At 63.9% G+C, this 21,713-nt stretch carries 19 protein-coding genes and 1 tRNA gene; 13 read left to right on the top strand and 7 right to left on the bottom strand.

Annotated features, from left to right (window positions below):
• The first annotated feature begins 61 nt into the window (after window positions 1-61).
• From AC07P1_RS19740 to AC07P1_RS19715, 6 genes are read left to right on the top strand one after another with little or no spacing between them, the layout of a single operon-like run.
• Window positions 62-1,036 carry an ABC transporter substrate-binding protein gene (locus tag AC07P1_RS19740; RefSeq protein ID WP_315217327.1) on the top strand — a complete coding sequence of 325 codons (975 nt, stop codon included), beginning with the start codon at window positions 62-64 and terminating at the stop codon, window positions 1,034-1,036.
• A gap of 12 nt (window positions 1,037-1,048) precedes the next feature.
• Window positions 1,049-2,614, top strand: a complete 1,566-nt coding sequence (locus tag AC07P1_RS19735) for a sugar ABC transporter ATP-binding protein (RefSeq protein WP_494697406.1) — start codon at window positions 1,049-1,051, stop codon at window positions 2,612-2,614.
• Window positions 2,611-3,666, top strand: coding sequence for an ABC transporter permease (locus AC07P1_RS19730; RefSeq protein ID WP_494697405.1), 1,056 nt, complete (start codon window positions 2,611-2,613; stop codon window positions 3,664-3,666). The genes AC07P1_RS19735 and AC07P1_RS19730 overlap by 4 nt, the downstream gene beginning before the upstream one ends.
• 11 nt (window positions 3,667-3,677) lie before the next feature.
• Window positions 3,678-4,682 (top strand): galactofuranose ABC transporter, permease protein YjfF, encoded by a 1,005-nt coding sequence (gene yjfF, locus AC07P1_RS19725; RefSeq protein WP_494697629.1) that lies wholly within the window; start codon window positions 3,678-3,680, stop codon window positions 4,680-4,682.
• A gap of 34 nt (window positions 4,683-4,716) precedes the next feature.
• Complete coding sequence (locus AC07P1_RS19720) at window positions 4,717-5,679, top strand: glycoside hydrolase family 43 protein (RefSeq protein WP_315217334.1); 963 nt, start codon at window positions 4,717-4,719, stop codon at window positions 5,677-5,679.
• A gap of 56 nt (window positions 5,680-5,735) precedes the next feature.
• Window positions 5,736-6,683, top strand: coding sequence for a LysR family transcriptional regulator (locus tag AC07P1_RS19715; protein WP_090314101.1), 948 nt, complete (start codon window positions 5,736-5,738; stop codon window positions 6,681-6,683).
• Between the two features lie 22 nt (window positions 6,684-6,705).
• Here the strand turns inward: AC07P1_RS19715 and AC07P1_RS19710 are convergent, their stop codons facing one another.
• Window positions 6,706-7,044, bottom strand: coding sequence for a four-helix bundle copper-binding protein (locus AC07P1_RS19710; RefSeq protein ID WP_363500486.1), 339 nt, complete (start codon window positions 7,042-7,044; stop codon window positions 6,706-6,708).
• 144 nt (window positions 7,045-7,188) lie between these two features.
• Between AC07P1_RS19710 and AC07P1_RS19705 the strand changes: the two genes are divergently transcribed.
• The gene (locus tag AC07P1_RS19705) at window positions 7,189-8,127 is read left to right on the top strand and encodes a bifunctional helix-turn-helix transcriptional regulator/GNAT family N-acetyltransferase (protein WP_494697404.1); all 939 of its coding nucleotides are present in this window, start codon (window positions 7,189-7,191) and stop codon (window positions 8,125-8,127) included.
• Between the two features lie 75 nt (window positions 8,128-8,202).
• Window positions 8,203-10,641 carry a penicillin acylase family protein gene (locus AC07P1_RS19700; RefSeq protein ID WP_494697403.1) on the top strand — a complete coding sequence of 813 codons (2,439 nt, stop codon included), beginning with the start codon at window positions 8,203-8,205 and terminating at the stop codon, window positions 10,639-10,641.
• A gap of 104 nt (window positions 10,642-10,745) precedes the next feature.
• Here AC07P1_RS19700 and AC07P1_RS19695 read toward each other — a convergent pair whose 3' ends face one another.
• From AC07P1_RS19695 to AC07P1_RS19675, 5 genes are all read right to left on the bottom strand, one after another.
• Window positions 10,746-11,948, bottom strand: coding sequence for an acyltransferase family protein (locus tag AC07P1_RS19695; RefSeq protein ID WP_494697402.1), 1,203 nt, complete (start codon window positions 11,946-11,948; stop codon window positions 10,746-10,748).
• A 114-nt stretch (window positions 11,949-12,062) separates the two neighbouring features.
• A complete protein-coding gene (locus AC07P1_RS19690) occupies window positions 12,063-12,563 on the bottom strand; it encodes a VOC family protein (protein ID WP_494697401.1) in 501 nt (166 codons plus the stop codon).
• A gap of 166 nt (window positions 12,564-12,729) precedes the next feature.
• The gene (locus tag AC07P1_RS19685; protein WP_494697400.1) at window positions 12,730-13,494 is read right to left on the bottom strand and encodes a LytR/AlgR family response regulator transcription factor; all 765 of its coding nucleotides are present in this window, start codon (window positions 13,492-13,494) and stop codon (window positions 12,730-12,732) included.
• Window positions 13,470-14,552 carry a sensor histidine kinase gene (locus AC07P1_RS19680; protein ID WP_494697399.1) on the bottom strand — a complete coding sequence of 361 codons (1,083 nt, stop codon included), beginning with the start codon at window positions 14,550-14,552 and terminating at the stop codon, window positions 13,470-13,472. Before AC07P1_RS19680 ends, AC07P1_RS19685 begins: the two co-directional genes overlap by 25 nt.
• Before the next feature lie 8 nt (window positions 14,553-14,560).
• The gene (locus AC07P1_RS19675) at window positions 14,561-16,195 is read right to left on the bottom strand and encodes a Na+/H+ antiporter (protein WP_494697398.1); all 1,635 of its coding nucleotides are present in this window, start codon (window positions 16,193-16,195) and stop codon (window positions 14,561-14,563) included.
• 117 nt (window positions 16,196-16,312) lie between these two features.
• On the opposite strand from AC07P1_RS19675, the gene AC07P1_RS19670 reads away from it, so the two are divergent.
• The 3 genes from AC07P1_RS19670 (at window position 16,313) to AC07P1_RS19660 (ending at window position 18,295) form a co-directional block, all read left to right on the top strand.
• A tRNA-Gly gene (locus AC07P1_RS19670) sits at window positions 16,313-16,388 on the top strand.
• Window positions 16,389-16,634: 246 nt separating this feature from the next.
• A complete protein-coding gene (locus tag AC07P1_RS19665) occupies window positions 16,635-17,609 on the top strand; it encodes a chemotaxis protein (RefSeq protein WP_494697397.1) in 975 nt (324 codons plus the stop codon).
• A gap of 104 nt (window positions 17,610-17,713) precedes the next feature.
• A complete protein-coding gene (locus AC07P1_RS19660) occupies window positions 17,714-18,295 on the top strand; it encodes a DJ-1/PfpI family protein (RefSeq protein WP_494697396.1) in 582 nt (193 codons plus the stop codon).
• Here AC07P1_RS19660 and fghA read toward each other — a convergent pair.
• Complete coding sequence (gene fghA, locus AC07P1_RS19655; RefSeq protein WP_494697395.1) at window positions 18,285-19,154, bottom strand: S-formylglutathione hydrolase; 870 nt, start codon at window positions 19,152-19,154, stop codon at window positions 18,285-18,287. The genes AC07P1_RS19660 and fghA overlap by 11 nt on opposite strands.
• A gap of 86 nt (window positions 19,155-19,240) precedes the next feature.
• On the opposite strand from fghA, the gene AC07P1_RS19650 reads away from it, so the two are divergent.
• Together AC07P1_RS19650 and AC07P1_RS19645 are read left to right on the top strand one after the other, a co-directional pair.
• A complete protein-coding gene (locus tag AC07P1_RS19650; protein ID WP_494697394.1) occupies window positions 19,241-20,428 on the top strand; it encodes a cation:proton antiporter in 1,188 nt (395 codons plus the stop codon).
• Window positions 20,429-21,547, top strand: a complete 1,119-nt coding sequence (locus AC07P1_RS19645) for a YbdK family carboxylate-amine ligase (protein WP_494697393.1) — start codon at window positions 20,429-20,431, stop codon at window positions 21,545-21,547.
• Window positions 21,548-21,713 lie beyond the last annotated feature (166 nt).

The following is a 21,713-nucleotide window of genomic DNA, read 5'->3' as shown; positions in this document are numbered from 1 at the left end:
TTTGTGTTTCTCATAGTATATGATCGATAAAACCATAAAAATCTAATCTGGAGACCTTGCTATGACATGCAATCGCAGAACCGTACTCAAAGCCGGCGTGGCCGCTGCTATCGTCGCCGCCTTCGGTAGCGTCGGCCCGGCCTTCGCCGCCAAACCGCTGGTCATCGGCTTCTCGCAAGTCGGGGCCGAGAGCGAATGGCGCACCGCCAATACCGTCTCGATCAAGGACGCGGCCAAGAAGGAGGGCATCACCCTCAAATTCGCCGACGCCCAGCAGCGCCAGGAAAACCAGGTCAAGGCCATCCGCTCCTTCATCGCCCAGCGTGTCGATATCATCGCCTTCTCGCCGGTCGTCGAATCGGGCTGGGACACCGTTCTGCGCGAAGCCAAGGCCGCGAAAATCCCCGTCATCCTGACCGATCGCGCCGTCAACGTCACCGACCCGTCGCTGTACGTGACCTTCATCGGTTCCGATTTCGTCGAAGAGGGCCGCCTGGCCGCCCGCTGGCTGCTGGAACGCGCCAAGAAGACGCCCGACGCCACCTTCAACATCGTCGAGCTGCAAGGCACCGTCGGCTCCGCGCCGGCGATCGACCGCCAGAAGGGCTTTGCGGAAGTCATTGCCGCCAATCCGAAGCTGAAGATCATCCGCTCGCAGACCGGCGACTTCACCCGCACCAAGGGCAAGGAAGTGATGGAAGCCTTCCTGAAAGCCGAGGGCAAGAAGATCAACGTGCTGTACGCGCACAATGACGACATGGCCATCGGCGCGATCCAGGCGATCGAGGAAGCCGGCATGAAGCCGGGCAAGGATATCCTTGTGATCTCGATCGACGGCGTGCGCGGCGCCTTCCAGGCGATGGTCGCCGGGAAGATGAACGTGACCGTCGAGTGCAATCCGCTGTTCGGCCCCCAGCTGATGCAGATCGCGCGCGATGTCGCCGCCAACAAGCCGGTACCTAAACGCATCACGGTGCAAGAGGGCGTATTCCCGGCCGAGGTGGCGGCCAAGGAATTCCCGAACCGCAAATACTGATAGCCTCCCGCGATGAGTAAATTAGCGCAAGCCGCGTCTTCGACAGCGCCGGTGCTGGAGCTGCGCGGCATCAGCAAAGCCTTCCCCGGCGTCCAGGCCTTGAGCAACGTGGCGCTGAACCTGTATCCGGGCGAGGTTCATACGCTGATGGGGCAGAACGGCGCCGGCAAATCGACCCTGATCAAGGTGCTGACCGGCGTGTACGCGCCGGACCAGGGCGAGATCCTGCTCGATGGCCAGCCGATCTACCCGACGTCGACCCTCGATGCGCAGAACCTCGGCATCAGCACCGTCTATCAGGAAGTGAACCTGTGCCCGAACCTGTCGGTGGCCGAGAATATCTTCATCGGCCGCTATCCGCGCAAGTTCGGCGGCATCGACTGGCGCGGCATGCAGCAGCAGGCGGTCGAACTGCTGGAGCGGATGCAGATCCGCATCGACGTGACCATGCCGTTGGCGCACTATCCGCTGGCGATTCAGCAGATGGTGGCGATTTCGCGCGCGTTGCTGGTGTCCGCCAAAGTACTGATCCTCGACGAGCCGACGTCCAGTCTCGACGAGAAGGAAGTCGACCTGCTGTTTAGCGTGCTGCGCGGCCTGCGCGAGCAGGGCATGTCGATTTTGTTCGTCACCCACTTCCTCGACCAGACCTATGCGATCTCCGACCGCATCACCGTGATGCGCAACGGCGAACGGGAAGGAGAGTACGCCTGCGCCGATTTGTCGCGGCTTGAACTGGTGAATAAAATGGTCGGCGCGCCGGCCACCGCCGCGCTGGACGCCGCACCCGCGTCGCCGGCCGCAAACGATGACGCGGTCGCCGCCGCGCCATCGAAACTCAAGGCTTTCCTCAGCGCGCGTGGCCTCGGCCGCAAAGGCGCGCTGGCGCCGATGGATATCGAGATGCGCGAGGGCGAGCTGCTCGGCCTCGCCGGGTTGCTCGGCTCCGGCCGCACCGAGGCTGCCCGCCTGCTGTTCGGCGCCGACAAGGCGGACAGCGGCGCCATCACCATCGATGGCAAGGAACATAGCTTCAATTCGCCGCGCGACGCCATCGCCGCCGGCATCGGTTTCTGTTCCGAGGACCGCAAGCACGAAGGCGCGATCCTCGACCTGTCGGTGCGCGAGAACGTCATTTTGGCTTTGCAAGCCCGCATGGGACTGACGCGCGCGATCCCGCTCAAACGCCAGCAGCAACTGGCGGAAGAATATGTCAAGGCGCTCGGCATCAAGACCGCCAGCATCGAGACGCCCATCGGCACGCTCTCCGGCGGCAACCAGCAGAAGGTGCTGCTGGCGCGCTGGCTGGCGACCGAACCGAAAATGCTGATCTTGGACGAGCCGACGCGCGGCATCGACGTGCGCGCCAAGCAGGAGATCATGGATTACGTGGTCAAGTTGTGCCGCAAGGGCATGTCGATACTGTTCATCTCGTCCGAACTGCCGGAGGTATTGCGTTGCAGCGACCGTATCGTCGTCATGCGCGACCGTAAAACAGGCGGCGAGTATCCGCGCGGCGCCCTCGATGAAACCTCGGTGCTGCACGTGATCGCGGCCGAAGGGGCGCACGCAAAATGAGCGATATGAATAAAATGAGCATGGTGCGGCACCCGCTTTTCCGGCCGCTGGCGGCGCTGGCGATCCTGCTGCTGATCGACCTGCTGCTGATCCCCGGCTTCTTCCACATCGAGATCAAGGACGGCCACCTGTACGGCAGCTTGATCGATATCGCCAATCGCGCCGCCCCGCTGGCGCTGGCCGCCATCGGCATGACCCTGGTCATTGCCACGCGCGGCATCGACATCTCGGTCGGCGCGGTGGTCGCCATCAGCGGCACGGTCGCCTCGATGCTGATCGGCGGTACCATGGTGATGAACAACGGCGTGCCCGAATACGTCGCCAACACGCCGATGGTGTGGGCGCTGTGCGCCGCCATGGGCGCGGCGCTGCTGTGCGGCGCGTGGAACGGCGTATTGGTCGCGGGCCTCGGCCTGCAACCCATCGTCGCCACCCTGATCCTGATGGTGGCGGGGCGCGGCCTGGCGCAGTTGCTGACGGACGGCCAGATCGTCACCGTCTATTACGAGCCGTTCTTCTTCCTCGGCAGCGGCTATCTGTTTGGCCTGCCGTTCTCGCTGTACATCGTCGCCGCCGTCTTCATCGTGACGTTCCTGTTGATGCGCAAAACGGCGCTCGGCCTGTTCATCCAGTCGGTCGGCATCAACCCGGTGGCCGCGCGCCTGGCGGGTTTGAAGACCGCCACCCTGATCTTCTTCGTCTACCTGTTCTGCAGCGCATGCGCCGGCTTGTCCGGCCTGATGATCAGCGCGAACATCAAGAGCGCGGACGCCAACAACGCCGGCCTGCTGCTGGAGCTGGACGCGATCCTGGCGGTGACCTTGGGCGGCACCTCGCTGGCGGGCGGTAAATTCAGCCTGGCCGGCAGCGTGATCGGCGCCTTGATCATTCAAACGCTGACCTACACCATTTACTCGCTCGGCCTGCCGCCGGAAGTGAACATGGTCGTCAAATCGGTGGTCGTGTTCCTGGTCTGTATCTCGCAGTCGGCCGAATTCAAAAACATGTGGCGCCGCGTCTTCCCGGCCCGTTCGAAAGGAATCGCAGCATGAGCGCAACCGTCATGACCGGCGCCGTCGCGGGCGCCAAGCCGTCCAGCCCGCGCGGCCTGACGTCCTCGCCGTACTTCACCTCGCTGGTGACGGTGCTGCTGCTGGCGGTGCTGCTGGTCGCCGGCGGCGCCGCCTATCCGGGCTTCCTGTCGCTGCAGGTGATGTTCAACCTCTTGATCGACAACGCCTTCCTGCTGGTGATCGCGGTTGGCATGAGCTTTGTGATTCTGTCGGGAGGCATCGACCTGTCGGTCGGCTCGGTGCTGGCGCTGACGACGATGGTCTCGGCCTGGCTGCTGCAAACCTGGCATGTGCCGCCGCTGCTGGTGATCGCCATCTCGCTGGTGATGGGCGCCGGCTTCGGCGCGGCCATGGGCGCCATCATCCATTACTTCAAGCTGCAGCCGTTCATCGTCACCCTGGCCGGCATGTTCCTGGCGCGCGGCCTGTGCTACCTGATCAGCATCAACTCGATCACCATCGAGGACCCGTTCTTCGTCGCCATGTCGCAGACGCAGGTCCCTGTGCTGGGTGGTTTCCTGTCGCCGGGCGCGCTGATCGCGCTGGCGATGCTGGCCGTCGCCATCTACGTCGCCCACTGCACGCCGTTCGGCCGCGCCATCTACGCCGTCGGCGGCAACGAGCAATCGGCGCTGATGATGGGACTGCGCGTGGCGCGCACCAAGGTGCTGATCTACGCGTTCAGCGGCTTTTGCGCGGCGCTGGCCGGCGTGCTGTTCTCGTTCTACATGCTGTCCGGTTACGGCCTGCACGCGCAGGGCACGGAGCTGGACGCCATCGCGGCGGTCGTCATCGGCGGCACCTTGCTGACCGGCGGCTACGGCTATGTCGCCGGCGCGCTGTCCGGCGTGCTGGTGCTCGGGACCATCCAGACGCTGATCGCCTTCGACGGCACACTCAGCTCGTGGTGGACCAAGATCGTCATCGGCGGTCTGCTGTTTGTATTCTGCGTCGTGCAGCGCTTGATGGCGATTGGCGCGACCGCAAAAAAATAAGATCAACCTGGAGAGAGCTTTGAAAACGAAACTGATGAAATTTGCCGCTATCGCAGCGGCGGGGATGGCTTTTGCCGCGACAAACAGCGTGCAGGCGGCCAACCCGATGTTCCCGAAACTGTTCACGGCCGATCCGTCCGCGTATGTCGACGGTGGCACGGTCTACCTTTACGTGGGCATCGACAGCGCCTCGGTCAAGGACAAGGACTACGTGATGAAGGAATGGCGTGTCTACAGCAGCTGCGACATGAAGAACTGGAAGGATCTCGGTTCGCCGCTCAAGCCGTCCGCTTTCAAATGGGCCATCGGCAAAGTGGACGCCTGGGCCGCCGACGTCACCAAGCGCAATGGTAAATACTACTTCTATTCGACGGTCGATCATGCGACCATCCCCGGCCGCGCCATCGGCGTGGCGGTGTCCGACAAGCCGGAAGGCCCGTTCGTCGACGCGCGCGGTTCGGCGCTGGTCACCAACAACATGACACTCGAAGCGCCGATCGCCTGGGACGACATCGATCCGGGCGTGTTCGTCGACGACGACGGCCAGGCGTATCTGTACTGGGGTAACACCGTGCTCAAATACGCCAAGCTCAAACCGAACATGACGGAATTCGATGGCCCGATCCACACGGTGGGCATGGACCGCTTCACCGAGGCGCCGTATATGCACAAGCACAAGGGCGTGTACTACTTGTCGTATTCGCGCGACTTCCCGGAGACCACCGCCTACATGATGTCGAACAGCCCGATCGGCCCATGGAAGTTCGGCGGCGTGATCATGGAGAAGAACGCCAAGGTCAAGACCATCCACCAGGCGATCGTCGAATTCAACGGCAAGAACTACATCTTCTACCATAACGACAAGCTGCCGACCGGCGGCGAGTACCGCCGCTCGGTGGCGGTGGAGGAGTTCCAGTACAACGCCGACGGCACCATCCCGTTCATCAAGCAAACCAAGGAAGGGCCTGCGGCCAATCCTAGTTCGGCTTGCAAGTGATATTGAAATGATGGGTTTTGATGCCAAATCAATACCCATCGTGATATCATTTTCCTATGGATACTAATTCGAACTGGTTCCTGCGCGCGCGCCTCAAAACGCGCCAGCTGCTGCTGCTGATCGCGCTGGACGAACAACGCAACATCCACCGTGCGTCGGAAGATCTGCACATGACGCAGCCCGCCGCGTCCAAGCAGCTCAAGGACCTGGAGGAGATGCTCGGCGTGCAGCTGTTCGACCGTCTGCCGCGCGGCATGGAGCCGACCATCTACGGCGAGACGATGATACGCCACGCCCGCATGGCGCTGACCAGCCTCTCGCTGGCGCACGAGGACATCGTCGCCATCAAGGCCGGCCTGACCGGACAGGTGGACATCGGCACCATCATGACCCCGGGGATCTCGCTGCTGCCGCAGGCGATCACGCGCACCAAACAGGCCTCGCCGCGCCTGCGCATCGGTGTCGAGATGGAGCAGTCCAACATCCTGCTGGAGCAGTTGCAGCGTGGCCGGCTCGATTTCATGATCGGCCGTATTCCCGAGCGTCAAAGCGCGCAGGGGCTGGCCTACGAGGAGCTGGGCGACGAGCCGGCGTGCGCGGTGGTGCGTCCCGGCCATCCGCTGCTCAAGGCGCGCAACCTGCAGCTGCGCGACATCGCCGGGCAGCCGTGGATACTGCCGCCGCAGGGCAGCATCCTGCGCGCGCGCTGCGAATTGATGTTCCGCCGCGCGGGCCTGGAAGTGCCGGGCAACGTGGTCGACACCACGGCGGTGCTGCTGATTAAACCGCTGTTGCAGCAGACCGACGCGCTCAACGTAATGCCGATCGCGGTGGCCAAGTATTACGAGTCGCAGGGTGTGCTCAATATCCTGCCGATCGAGCTGCCGTGCCGCATGGACGCTTTCGGCATCATCACCGTGGACGGGCATCTGATGTCCCCGGGCGCCGCGCTGTTGCTGCGCTATGTGCGGGAAGTGGCGAAAGACATCTACCAGATCGCCTGATCCGCAACGGCAGGATGGCCGCTCAGGCGGCCATTTGCGCCATCTCGCGGCACGAATGCTCGCACACCTCGCAGGCGCGCAGGCACTCCTCCATCCCATCGAGGTCGCGGCAGCTCAGGGCGCAGGCGTGACATACCTCGGCGCACACGCCGCACAGGCGGTCGGCGAACGGCGAACCGCTCAGTTGCAGGTTGGCCGACAGCTCGCATACGGCCGCGCAGTCGAACATCAGCCGCAGGTGGTCCGGCGCGACGTGGCGCCCGCCCATCTGCAGGCAGTGGGTCATCGCCGTCTGGAGACAGGCTTGATGGCAGTTGGTGCAGGCGTCGATGCAGTCCTGCATGTTGGTCACGGTATCCATGGCGTCCCTTTCTTTTCCAGGTTGACTAAAACTCCATGGTAGGCCGCCCTTGGCGATGCCTCTGTGCGCGGACTCTCTTTGCATATTGTTGACTCCGTCAATCATATTGCGCATACTAAGCCCATCGACATAGAGGGAAAGACCATGCAAGACACCCCGTTTGACGACCGCGTCGCCGACGTCCGGGCGTTCAACCGTTTCTTCACGCGCCAGATCGGCGTGCTGCGCGAGGGCCTGCTGCACAGCGAGTACACGCTCACGGAGATGCGCGTGCTGTACGAACTGGCCAACCACGGCGACCAGCCGGCATCCACGCTGGGACGCGATCTGGGACTGGACCGCGGTTATCTGAGCCGCATCCTCGCCAAGTTCGAAAGCCAGGGGCTGGTGGCCAAGGTGCCGTCGCCCACCGACGGCCGCGCCAAGTTGCTGCATCTCACCGAACAGGGACGCGCCTTGTACGAACCGCTGGAGCGCCGTTCGCGCGAGGAGGTCGGCGATCTATTGTCGCGCCTCGAGGAGCCGGATCAGTTGCGCATGCTCGAGGCGATGCGCACCATCCGCGAGCTGCTCGACACCGGCAGCGGTATGAAATACGCCCAGCCCTTCGTCCTGCGTCCGCACCGTCCCGGCGATATGGCGTGGATCACGCGCCGCCACGGTGCGGTGTACGCGGCCGCGCAAGGCTGGGACGCCAGCTTCGAGACTCTGGTCGGCGGGATCTGCGCTGATTTCGAACGTCATTTCGATCCCGCGCTGGAGCATTGCTGGATCGCCGAGATGGGCGGTGAGCGGGTCGGCTCGGTGGCGGTGGCGCGCGGCGGCGAGGAGGGTGTGGCCAAGCTTCGGTTGCTGCTGGTAGAGGATGCGGCGCGCGGCGCCGGCCTTGGTTCCCGGCTGGTCGACGAATGCCATCGCTTCGCCAGGGCCGCCGGCTACCGGAAGATGCGTTTGTGGACCACCGACCAGCAGAAGGAGGCGCGCCAGATCTACGTCGCCAAAGGCTATGTGCTGGTGGCGCGCGAGCCGGTGCGCGCCTTCGGCCACGACATGGTCAACGAAACCTGGGAATTGGCGCTGTAAGTTCGAGACACCCGATTGCCTGCATGGTGAATTATCTGGCACTATTGCCGGATTGATCTGATTTCCGGGAATCGTATGCAAAAGAGCAGGTTGACGGTGTGGTCCAGGCGGATCTTGTTGGTGGCTGTGGCCTTGCTGGTCTTGGCGCTGTTGGGGGCATGGCTGTATTTGCGCGGAAGCCTGTCTCAGTTGGACGGCACGCGGCAGGCGGCGGGGCTGGAAACCACCGCCAGCGTCGCGCGCGACGAGCGCGGCGTACCGGTGATCAGCGGCGGCAGCCGGCTCGATGTCGCCTACGCCACCGGTTTCGTGCACGCGCAGGAGCGCTACTTCCAGATGGATTTGCTGCGCCGGGCCGCGGCAGGCGAATTGTCCGAGCTGTTTGGCGCGCGCGCGCTGCCGATGGACAAAGCGCGGCGGTTCCACCGCTTCCGCGCCCGCGCCGATCTGGCGTTCAAGTCCCTGTCCGCGCCGGACCGCGCGCTGCTGGACCGCTACGCCGCCGGCGTCAACGCCGGCCTGGGCGCGTTGAGCACCAAGCCGTTCGAATACGCGCTGGTCGGCATGCCGCCGCGCGCCTGGTCGGCGACCGACTCGCTGCTGGTGATCTGGGCGATGTATTTCGATCTGCAAGGGGGCCTGCTGCCGCGCGAACTGTCGCGCGGCTGGTTCGCCGAGCATGCGTCCGAGGAGCAGCGCGCCTTCCTGGCGCCGGAGTCGACGCAGTGGGACGCGCCGCTCGACGCCGACACGGTGCCGGGCGAACCGCCACCGATTCCGGCGGCGGCGCCGGCGTGGTGGGGCAAACCCGGAACCGCCGGCACGGCGCCATTGTCGAAAATGGCGTTCGCGCCTTTGCCCGCCGAGATGCTCAACACCGTCGGCAGCAACAACTGGGCGGTGGCGGGCGGCCGCAGCGACAGCGGCGGCGCCATCGTGTCCAACGATATGCATCTGGGCATACAGCTGCCCAACACCTGGTACCGCGCCGCCTTGCAATTCCCGGACGGGAAGGGCGGCCAGCGCCGCGTGGCCGGCGTCACCTTGCCCGGCACGCCGGTGGTGGTTGTGGGCAGCAACGGCCATATCGCCTGGGGCTTCACCAACAGCTACGGCGATTATCTGGACCTGATCGCGCTTGAAGCCGATCCGGCCAGGCCGGGACAGGTGCGCACGCAAGCCGGCTGGGAGACGCCGGCGGCGCATGAGGAGACGATACTGGTCAAGGGCGCGCCGGCCGAGACGCTGGTGGTGCGCGAAACCTCGCTCGGCCCGATCCGCGAGGCGATGGGGCGCAGCTATGCAGTGCACTGGACGGCGCACATGCCGGGCGCCGTCAACGTCAACGCGCAAAAGCTCGAATCGGCCGATACGCTGGATCAGGCGTTGGCGATCGCGCCGACTCTGGGCATCCCCGCGCAGAATTTCGTCGGCGGCGACGACAAGGGCAATATCGGCTGGACCGTCGCCGGTCCGCTGCCGCGCCGCGCGCCGGCCGGCGTCGAGATCACCTATCCATTGAGCGCCGACGACAAGGCCGGTGTGTGGGATGGCTGGCTGACGCCGGCCGAATATCCGAAGGTGGTCAATCCCGCCGGTGGCCAGCTGGCCACCGCCAACAGCCGCCAGCTGGCCGGCGCCGGCGCCGGGTTGATCGGCGACGGCGGCTTCGATCTGGGCGCGCGCACGCACCAGGTGCGCGGGGACCTGACGGCGCTGGGTGCGAAGACCGACGTCAGGAAGGTCTACGCCATCGCGCTGGACGACCGCGCGGTGTTCCTGGCGCCGTGGCGCAAGCGCGCCATCGCGGCGCTCGACGGCAAGGCCGTCGCCGACCATCCGCGCCGCGCCGAGGCGCTGGAGCTGCTGAAAACCAGTTGGAGCGGCAGGGCCGGCGTCGATTCGGTGGGCTACCGCATCACCCGCGCCTACATGTACGCGCTGTACGACATCCTGTTCGAAAACGCCGACCAGCAGATGGCCGCGATCGACCCGAAGGCGAACATGGCGGCCATTAGCGCGCGCTGGCCGGTGGTGCTGGCGCGCCTGCTGGACGCGCAGCCGCCGGGATGGCTGCCGCCGCAGTTCGCCGATTGGCAGGCCTTGCAATTGACGGCGCTGGATCGGGTGATCGCCGACCTGACCAAGGATGGCAAGCCGTTGTCGGAGGCCACCTGGGGCCGGCGCAATACCGCCGCCAGCGCGCATCCGATGGCGGCGGCGCTGCCGGTGGTGGGCCGCTTCCTGAAGGTGGCGCCGGACATGCTGCCGGGCGATCAGCACATGCCGCTGGTGGCCGGACCGACGTTCGGACAGTCCGAGCGCATGACGGTGACGCCGGGACGCGAGCGGGAAGGCATATTCAACATGCCGGCCGGACAGAGCGGCCATCCCTTGTCGCCGAATTTCCTCGGTGGCCGCGAGGATTGGCTTGGCGGACGCGAGTCGCCGCTGTTGCCAGGGCCGGCGCAGCACACGCTGACGTTCATTCAGGAGACACGTAGGGCGGATTAGGCGGAACGCCGTAATCCGCCATCTATGCGCCGTCGACTGCGCTTGCATTGGCGGATTACGCTCCGCTAATCCGCCCTACGTGGTTTAGTGGTTCAGTGGCTTTATCACACCGTTGCTGCCTCTCCCTGATAGCGATCCTGAACCTTGGCCGGCCGGCGGCCCAACCCGAACAACGGCCGCAGTACTCCAATCCGCCGCACCACCTCGAACACCCCGAAGCTGATGCAGAACGTCAACACGACCAGGATCAAGCCCTCGGTCACCGGCGCCAGTTTGAGCGGTTTGAAGCTATGCGCCATCGTCACGATCAACGTCTGGTGCAGAATATAGACCGGAAACACCGCCTCCGTCAGATACCGGCGCTTGGCGCTGTCGAACGCCAGATGACGATGACCAAACCCGCAAACGGCCATGATCGGCACCCACTGGCACAGGCAGTACACCATGCGCATCACCGGCTTCCACTGTGCGACGGCCGGCGACGCCGCCTGCGCCTCGGGAATCGAGTAGTAGCACACGATCGCCGCCCAACTTGCCAGCCACAAACCCAGGCTAGTCCAGCGGAGCTTTTCCACGTTCGCCCAGAATCCGGCCTGCGTCGCCAGCAGCGCGCCCAGCAAGAACAGGTAGAAGGACTGCGCGTGGTTATACCAGTCGTCGAACAATCCATGCGTGGTGGGGAAGCTGTCGGCCAAGGCAAAGCGGGCGATCGCCAGCCCGATCACCGGCAAGACAATGATCTTCCAGCCCGTCAACAGCCGGCCCAGCGCGTTGGACCAGGATTGCAGGCGGGGACCGGCCAGCCAGGCGATGCCGCCGATCAGCATCGTATACACCCACAGGTAGGCGACAAACCACAGGTGGTTCCAGGTCGGCATGTCGAGGCAGTCGTCGCCCCGGCAAAACCCCTTGTAGCTGGTGATGTACAAGTGCATGAATTCTCCGTAACCGCCCTTGTACGCGACTTTTTCGACGACTTCGAAGTAAGCCTGCGGCGGCACGATGACCAGCATGCCGAACACCAGCGGTACCAGCAGGCGCCAACTGCGTTGCTTGAGCAGCGCGCCGACACGGATTTTTTTCAACATGAAGGCGCTGGCGACGCCGGAAATCATGAACAGCAATCCCAGCCGCCAAGGCGAGGACAGTATCATCAGCGGCTCGATGGCGTGGCTGGTGTAGGGGCTTTTAACATGCCAGTCCCACGTCACGTAATACATGCCGGTGTGGTACAGGATCAGTAGGAAAAACGCGAAGATGCGTATCCAGTCGAGGAAGTACAGGCGGTTGTTGTCGGGGTTGTGCATTGCTGGCTCTCGTCGTAGGGTGCGATGGAGCCAGTTTAGGTAGTGCGCCCCGTGCCCGTCCAGCGCGATGGGGCGAAGCGGGATGCCGCCGGGGCGAGCCGGTCGGGACGCCTTTTATGGCCCCGCGTAGGCTTTCTTCAGCCCGGCGATATCGAGTTTTTTCATCTGCAGCAGAGCGGCCATGACGCGGTTGCATTTTTCCGGGTCCGGGTCGGTGATCATGGATACGAGTATCGTCGGCACGACTTGCCACGACACGCCAAATTTATCCGCCAGCCAGCCGCAGGCCTGGGCTTCGGGCGCGCCGCCTTCGGACAGGCGCTCCCAGAAGTAGTCGACTTCGTCCTGGCTTTCGCAATTGATCTGGAACGATACCGCGGGGGAAAACTGGAACTGCGGGCCGCCGTTCATCAGGGTGAAGCGCTGGCCGTCCAGTTCCACGGCAACTGTCATGACGGTGCCCGCTTCGTGGCCGTGGTGTTCCTTGCCGACTTCGGGGTAGCGCGAGATTTCGCAGAGCTTGGCGTTGCGGAAGATGCTGACGTAGTACTCGGCCGCTTCCTCGGCCCGGTCGTTGAACCAGAGGCAGGGGGTGATCTTTTGAAGACTGTGCATGACTGAGCTCCTGATCGTTGTGGTGGCCCTCGAAGGCTAGCAGGATGGGGCCCGTTTGGGCGCACGACTGGGTTCAGGCATGCGCCGTTTGCGACTCGCAGATGGCGGATTACGCTGCGCTAATCCGCTCTACGTGTTTCCGCGCGATTCATCGGCCCCGGGCCATTTAATATTTGGCACCCGCTTGCAGGCGCGCCATCAATTCCGCGCGGTATTGGCGCGAGCAGGGGACGCGGGCGCCGCCGCGCAGTATCAGTTCGCAGTCGCCCTTGTCCAGCGGCTGGACGCTGTGTATCCAATCCAGTTGCACCGCCGCGCGGCGGTGGCAGCGCAGGAAGCGCGGGCCCAGTTTTTCGACCAGGCCGGCCAGCGTTTGCCGCATCAGCGGATCGCCGTCGGCCGTGTGCAGGACGACGTAATTATCGGCCGTCTCTATCCACTGTATCTGTTCCACCTTGACGATGCGCGTGCCGCCGCGTTCGGGCACCAGCAACTGGGTGATGGCCGGTAGCGGCTCCGGCGCGGCGGCCGGTGTCGCCGCGTTCAACGGCGCCGGCGCCGTGGCGCCCAGCCTCTCGCGCACCCGCCGCAACGCCCTTTGCAACCGCTGCTGGTCGTAGGGTTTGAGCAGGTAGTCGATGGCGTTGGCGTCGAAGGCGCGGATCGCATATTCGTCGTAGGCGGTGACGAAGACCACCAGCGGCGCCGGCGACGGCAGCGAGGCGGCGACATCGAGTCCGCCGATCTCGGGCATCTGGATGTCGAGCAGCAGCACGTCCGGGGCGAAGCCGGGCAGCATCTCCAGCGCCTCGACGCCGTCGCGCGCCTCCTCGATGGCGCCGATGTCCGGCTCTAGTTCCAGCATGCGGCGCAGCTTGTCGCGCGCGGGGCGTTCGTCGTCGACGATCAGGATGCGCATGGCAATCGGCATGGTAATCGCATTTCCGCCCGTACGCCGGCCGGCGCGAGCTGTATCAGGTTGAACGATGCGCGCTCGCCGTACAATCCCGCCAGGCGCTCGCGCAGATTGCGTACGCCGATACCGGATGCGCGTTCGGTATTCACGTCGGCCCCGGGCAGCACTCCGGCGTCATCTTCCAGCCGCACCACGATGATATCCCGCTCGCGGCCGACGGAGATGGCGATCGCGGTGCTCTGGCGGCGCCGTTCGACGGTGTGCTTGAAGATGTTCTCCAACAGCGGCTGCATGCTCATGACCGGGACCGGGCAGGCCAGCAGCGATTCGTCGATGTGCCAGGCGATGTGCACGCGGTCCGAAAACCGTTCGGTCATCAGCGAGGCATAGCCGCGCAGCAGGCGCAGCTCCAGTTCCAGCGGCACCTGGTGCTGCTCGCCCACATCGAGCGTGGCGCGCAGCACGTCGGCCAATTGGATCAGCATCGCGTCGGCCCGCGCGACGTCGCTGTGCATCAGCGACGAGATGGTGTTGAGGGCGTTGAACAGGAAGTGCGGCTGCAGTTGCTGCGTCAGGCGAAGCAGCTGCGCCTCCCGCAACGAGGCGTTGACTCTTTCCACCCGCAGTTTTTCGTTCAGCATCGCGTGATACGACAGCACGCCGAAGGTGATGGTGGCGAAGATGAAGAAGAACACCGTCATCTTCACGTCCTCGTACAGATACACCTGCGGCCACGCGTGGTGCGTGTACGTTTCGCCGGCCAGGCGGTAGACCGCGTGCCGGATGCCGAAAGCGATCGGTACGAAGGCCACCCAGTAGACTGGCAGCCACACCAGCTGGAGGGAGAACCAGCGCAGCGGCGATGAGATCAGGTGGTCGTACCTGCGCGTGAAGTAGCGCTGGAGAATGAGCAGCACCGTGCCGGTGAAGGCCGACGAAGTCTCCCACAGTATCGGCTTCCACACACCGTGATCGTTGTCGCGAAGGTATTCCTGCACGGCGGTGGTGGTCATCAAGAGCCAGAACAAGACCCAGGCTACCGCGATGATGGTTTGTGTGCGAGTGGGTCGCATGGCTTGTCTTAGCGGTAACGCGTTTCCATCAAGTCGATCTCGCGTACCAGCTTGCGCGAGATCGCATCGGAAATGCGGTCGGTGCGGGCCAGATCGAAGACCGCACGCCGTTCGGCCGCCAGCGCCGCGAGCCGCAGCTCGTTCTCGGCATGGTCTGTCTTGCGCCACTCCGAGTCGTCATCCCGGTCGACCTCATTGAGTCTATGCTCGTAGAACGCGATCACACGCGCCGCCGCCTGGGGATAGACCTCCGGGTCTATGCAGGTTTCCGCTGCCATCAGCGAGACCTGCGTTTTCTCGATGGCTTTGATGGCCGCATTGGCCGCTTCGCGGCGCGCCAGGTCTTCTTCCTGCTGCTCCTCCGGCTCGGCCGGGAAGGTCATGCCGGCCAACAGGCGGGGCAGGGCGATGCTGGCGGTCAGCAGCGAAATCAGGATCACCGAGCAGGCCAGGAAAATGACCAGCGCGCGCGCCGGGAAGGGGGCGCCGTTGGGCAAGGCCAGCGGCAAGGTCAGCACGCCGGCCAGGGTGATGGTGCCGCGCGCGCCTGCCAGGGTGGTCGCCAGCAGCAGGCGCGGATTGATCTTCTGGCGCTCCTCGTGGCGGATTTTCTGCTTGAAGATGGTCAGCCGCAGCGAGGCCCACACCCAAGCCATGCGCAGCACCAGCAGGCCGGCGGTGATGGCGAAGGCGTAGATCAGCAGCCACCAGGGATTCAGGCGACCGCTTTCCATGATCGACAGGCTGGCGCCACGGAAGATGTCCGGCAACTGCTCGCCGAGCAGCACGAACATCACGCCGTTGAGCGCGAACTGCACCGTGTCCCACACGGCCGACCGCTGGATGCGGGTGTTGGCCAGCGCGTGGCCGCTCAATTCCACGTAGCTCATCGTCACGCCGGCGGCGACGGCGGCCAGGATGCCCGAGCCGTGCAGGCGCTCGGCCACCAGGTAGGCGCCGAACGGCAGCAGCAGGTTGACCAGGATCGGCGAGCCTACCGGTTCGCCGAAGCGGCGCGACAGCCAGCGTTGCGCCCACGTCACGGCCAGCGTCACGCCCACGCCGGCGCCGATGCCGGCCACCACCAGCCAGGCAAAGGTGAGGGCGGCGGTGCCGACCGAGAAGCTGCCGGTCATCGCGGCGGCGACGGCGAAGCGGAAGCACACCAGGCCGCTGGCGTCGTTGAGCAGCGATTCGCCCTCCAGGATGTGCATCAGGCGTTTGGGGATGGGCGTGTTGGAGGCGATCGAGCTGACGGCGATCGGATCGGTCGGCGAGATGATGGCCGCCAGCGCGAAGGCGACCGGCAGCGGCATCGCCGGAATCAGCCAGTGGATCAGGAAGCCGGCGCCGACGACGGTGAAGATCACCAGGCCGAGCGCCAGTTCCAGGATGGTGCCCTTGTCGCGCAGCAGGCCGCTCTTGGGAATGCGCCAGCCGTCGAGGAACAGCAGCGGCGGCAGGAAGGCGAGGAAGAACAGTTCCGGTTCCAGGTCCACGCCGTGCGACGATTTGGCGGCGATCAGCGCGCCCAGCGCGATCTGCACCAACGGCAGCGGGATCGCCGGCGGCAGCAGCCGCTTGATATAGGCACTGGCCACCACCGCCAACAACATCGCCAACACGACTTCGATCGAATCCATTCCCATCCTTTTCCATTGCAAATCGCTATCAAGCTTACACTATTGCCCGTTCTGGAAAAAGTTGGCCGCGAGCACTGGTCAGGCGGGGATCTTTCTGTCATAATCTGGCCTCTCCACGCGGGAGTAGCTCAGTTGGTAGAGCGCAACCTTGCCAAGGTTGAGGTCGAGAGTTCGAGACTCTTCTCCCGCTCCAGAATTCCAGATTCAAACTCCGATATCCCCGCACGGCGGTGCGGATTTACTACTAAAAAGAAACCCTTGAGGTTTCTTTTTTTATTGGCAATGTTTTGTCTCGCAACCGTTGTATATCGTGCTTTAAATCAATATCCTGAGTCCAAAATGTGACGCAAGCGTGTTGCTCCCGCTATACTGGAAACGCAATGGAAGCTAGGCCCGCAGTGGGCCTTTTCCTATCAGCGGACCCCGTGGAGACGAATCTATGAAATCAGTTCAGCAGGAAGTGGATGAGCGCAGTAATTTAACAAATTCCAACAAGTTCGAACTGCTGCTGTTCCGTTTGGGCGGCGACGCCAACGGTCAACACTCCGAGTTGTTTGGTATTAATGTCTTCAAAATCCGCGAGATCGTCGCGATGCCGGAAGTGACAGCGGTGGCCGGGTCCCCGCCACATATGCTGGGCGTCGTCAATCTGCGCGGTCAAATCATTACGGTGCTCGATTTGCCGGGCATCGTGGGCGTGACCCCGAAAACCGGTCTGAATATCATGTTGGTCACCGAATTCGCGCGCACCACGCAGGCGTTCGCGGTCGAATCGGTGGATGAAATCGTGCGTCTGGACTGGAGCCAGGTGCTGACCGCCGAAGGCACGGCCGGCGGCAAAGTCACCAGTATCGCGCGCGTCGACGGCGACGTGCAGAACACCCGCCTGGCGCAAGTGCTCGACGTCGAAACCATTTTGCGCGAGCTGGTGCCGCCCGAGGGCAAGGACATCGACCCGGAAACCATCGGCCCGAAAGTGCTGTTGAAACCGGGCGCAGTGATCCTGGCGGCCGACGATTCGGTGGTCGCGCGCAACCTGATCGAAAAAGGTCTCGATGCGATGGGCGTGCACTTCATCATGACCAAGTCGGGCAAGGAGGCGTGGGAGCGCCTGCAGCATATCGCCGACGGCGCCAAGGCCGAAGGCGTGGCCATCACCGACCGCGTGGCCATGGTGCTGACCGATCTGGAGATGCCGGAAATGGACGGCTTCACGCTCACGCGCCTGATCAAGCAGGACGCGCGCTTCTCCAAGATTCCGGTGGTGATCCACTCCTCGTTGTCGGGCAAGACCAACGAGGATCACGTCAAGGGCGTGGGCGCCGACGCGTACGTGGCCAAGTTCTCGGCCGAGGATTTGGCCGGTACCATCCGCACCGTGATCGCCAAGGCCACCGGGGCCGCCGCCGCTTAAGTGCCGGCGTCGGCGTCCGCGAACAAATCAGGGTAGTATCGAAGGGCCGTGACGGCGACGTCGCGGCCCTTTTTCTTTACAACCCGTTCTCGAAAGGACATACCGTGGCAGCTAAGAAAATTTTGTTTCTGACTGGCGATTTTGCGGAAGACTACGAGACCATGGTGCCGTTCCAGGCGCTGCAGATGGTTGGGCATACGGTGGACGCGGTCTGCCCCGGCAAGAAGTCCGGCGACACCATCAAGACCGCGATTCACGATTTCGAAGGCGACCAGACCTACACCGAAAAGCCGGGCCACCTGTTCGCGCTCAACGCCAGTTTCGACGACGTCGACGTGGCCAGATACGATGCGCTGATGATCGCCGGCGGCCGCGCGCCCGAGTACCTGCGCCTCAATCCGCGCGTGATCGCCATCGTCCAGGAGTTCGCGGCCGCGACCAAGCCGATAGCGGCCGTGTGCCACGGCGCGCAACTGCTGGCGGCGGCGGAGGTCATACGCGGCAAGAAGATCTCGTGCTATCCGGCCTGCTCGCCGGAAGTCAAACTCGCCGGCGGCGAATACGCCGACATCCCGGTCGACCAGGCGGTCACCGACGGTAACTTCGTCACCGCGCCGGCGTGGCCTGCGCACCCGGCGTGGCTCGGCCAGTTCCTGCGCGTGCTCGGAACCGAAATCAAACTGTAGCGAGGTTGCGGGCATGGAAGCGGATGTGGTCTTCCATGAACGTCGAGATGAAGTAGTAGCCATGGTCGTAGCGCGCGTGCCGCCGCAGTTCCAGCGGCTGCGCGGCGCCGCGGCAGGCTTCCTCGAACGCCTCCGGGTGCAGCTGCTCGGCCAGGAATTTATCGCCCAATCCCTGGTCGATCAGGATACCGGCGGGGAAGGGTGTTTTCAGATCGGCCATCAATAGACTGGCGTCGTACTGCGCCCACGTGGACTTGTCGTCGCCGAGGTAGCCGCTGAATGCCTTGTGGCCCCACGGGCACTTCGACGGCGCCGCGATCGGCGCGAACGCCGACACCGAGCGGAATACGTCCGGCCGTTTCAGCGCCATCGTCAGCGCGCCGTGGCCACCCATCGAATGGCCGAAGATGCCCAGGCGCGCGCCGTCGACCGGCAGCTCTTTTACCACCAGTTCGCGCAGTTCGTGGATGTAGCTGTACATCCGGTAGTGCCGCGACCATGGCTCCCGCGTGGCGTCCAGATAGAAGCCGGCGCCGACGCCGAAATCCCAGCTGTCCGCTTCACCGGCGACACCCGCGCCGCGCGGGCTGGTGTCGGGCGCGATGAGGATCAGCCCCGCCTGCGCCGCCGCGCGCTGCGCGCCGGCCTTGATCATGAAGGTCTCTTCGTTGCAGGTCAGTCCCGCGAGATAGAACAGCGCCGGCATGCGGGCATGGTCGTGATCCGCACTACCGGCGCCATCGGCACGCGCGGGAATGAAGACGGAAAAGCGCATCGGCAGGCCGATCTCGCGCGAGTCGTGGCGGTAGAAACGCTGGGTGCCGCCGAAGCAGGCGTGTTCACTGATTAGTTCAAGCATGTGTTTTTCCTATGTTCCCTAGCGAACAGTCGTGGTGCGGTTTATCGGCCATAATAATCGATGTATGGTTTACAGAGGAGAAGTACATGCCGGATATTCAGGTCATCATGGCCGATTTGGGCTGGCCGTTCGCGATCGCGCTGGCTTGGCTGTCGGGAGAATTCCTGCATCGCTGGACTAAGCTGCCTCGCATCAGCGTTTACGGCATCGTCGGATTTTTGCTGGCGCAGGCCTTCCCGGCCGCGTTGAGCAGCGGCGCGTCGAGCACCATCACCACCTTGGCCAATCTGGCTTTCGGACTGATACTGTTCGAATTCGGTTATCGCATCAATCTGCGCTGGCTCAGGATTAATCCCTGGATCGCGGTCAGCGGCCTGGCGGAATCGGCGGCCACTTTCGCCGTCGTCTATTTCATCGCTTATCTCACCGGCATGCCGTCGCTGACGTCGCTGCTGCTCGCGTCCTTGGCCATGTCCACATCGCCGGCCGGCGTGCTGCGCGTGATCAATGAGCAGAACAGCTCCGGCCAGGTCACCGAGCGCGTGCTCCACCTGGTCGCGATCAATTGCGTGCTGGCGGTGTTCGTGTTCAAAGTGGTGGTGGGCTTCTGGGTGTTCCAGACCTCGGGCAGCCTGCCGCAGGCGATCTCGCACAGCCTGATCGAACTGGTGGTGTCGGCTGTCATGGGCGCGGTGATGGGCTTTATGGTGCCGGCCTTGCTGCGCCGCCTCGGCGCGCTGGCGCAGGACGGCACCGTCGCCTTCGCGCTTGGCGTGGTGCTGCTGGTCGCCGGCGCCGGCGCCTTCGATGTATCGCCGGTGCTGGCCACGTTGACCTTCGGCCTGGCCGCGCGCCATAGCCGCGTCGCCTTCAGCCGCACCGAACGCAATTTCGGCGGCATCGGCGAATTGTTGACGGTGCTGCTGTTCGTGTTCGCCGTCTCCACGCTGGAGTGGGAGCGCGTGGTCGACGGCGCCGGCCTCGGCATCGTGCTGCTGCTGGCGCGCTTCCTGGTCAAGACGGCCAGCGTGGCGCTGTTCGCCAAGGTGGGCGGCATCTCGTGGCGCAAGGGCGTGCTGACCGGCGTCGCGCTGGCGCCGATGTCGGTGTTCGTCACGCTGCTGCTCGAACAAACCAAATACATGGGGATCGTGCTGGTCGACGAACTGGCGGCGCTGGCGGCGATGACGCTGCTGCTGGAAGTGGTCGGACCGATCGTCACGCAACGTGCGCTGATCTGGGCCAATGAGACCCAGGTCAAGGAGGAAAAGTAAATGCCATTAGAACCATTCAACACATCGCAACCACTGACGATGGGGGTGGAGCTCGAGCTTCAGCTGATCAGCCTTTCGGATTACGACTTGACGGCGTCCAGCCCGGATCTGTTGCACCTGTTGGGACGCAAGCCGTTCCCCGGCAACGTCACGCCGGAGATCACCGAGAGCATGATCGAGATTAACAGCGACGTGCACACCAATCACACCGAACTGGTGGCGCAGTTGCAGCTGATCCGCGATACCCTGGTCACCGCCGGCGAGCAGCTGAACATCGGCATCTGCGGCGGCGGCACGCACCCGTTCCAGAAATGGTCGGACCGGAAGATCTTCTCCAAGCCGCGCTTCAAGGAAGTGTCGGAGTTGTACGGCTATCTGGCCAAGCAGTTCACGATCTTCGGCCAGCACGTGCACATCGGCTGCGCCAACGGCGACGACGCGCTGTTCCTGCTGCATTCGCTCAGCCGCTACGTGCCGCACTTTATCGCGTTGTCGTCATCGTCGCCGTATGTGCAGGGGAACGACACCTTGTTCAATTCCGCGCGTCTGAATTCGGTGTTCGCGTTTCCGATGAGTGGACGCGCGCCGTTCGTGCAGAACTGGGCCGCCTTCGAGAACGAGTACTTCGCCAAGATGGAACACACTGGCGTGATCAAGAGCATGAAGGACTTTTACTGGGACATTCGTCCCAAGCCGGAATTCGGCACCATCGAGCTGCGCGTGTGCGACACGCCGCTGACGGTGGAGCGGGCGGCGGCGCTGGCGGTGTATCTACAATCGCTGTGCAGCTATCTGCTGGAGCGCCGGGAAGAGGCGCCGGCCGAGGATGACTATCTGGTGTATAACTACAACCGCTTCCAGGCTTGCCGTTTCGGTTTGGATGGCACGTTGGTGCATCCGAAGAGTTACGACAGTTTGTCGCTGCGCGAGGATATTTTGACCACGCTGCGCAAGATGGAGCCGTATGGCGCCAAGCTGGGCGCCACGGCGGGCTTGCAGCATCTGATGCAGGTTACGCACGAGGGCAGCGACGCGCATTATCTGCGGCAGCAGTTCGATCGCAGCGGTAGCGCCGAGGGGATGGTCGACGCGGCGATCCACCGATTCCGTGGCCGATAACGGTGCTGTTCACGTTACACCCGTGAAACCCGTGAAACCCGTAGGGCGGATTAGCGAAGCGTAATCGGCCATGCATGCGTCGCCGACAGCGCATGCATGGCCGATTACGGCGTTCCGCCTAATCCGCCCTACGTGTCTCCGTGGTCAAGCGGGCGTCAATTTCGAT

This window comes from Duganella sp. GW821-FHT07F09 (assembly GCF_059418705.1).
The sequence above is the reverse complement of the archived record's forward strand: the minus strand, read 5'-3'. Positions and strand labels throughout refer to the sequence as shown.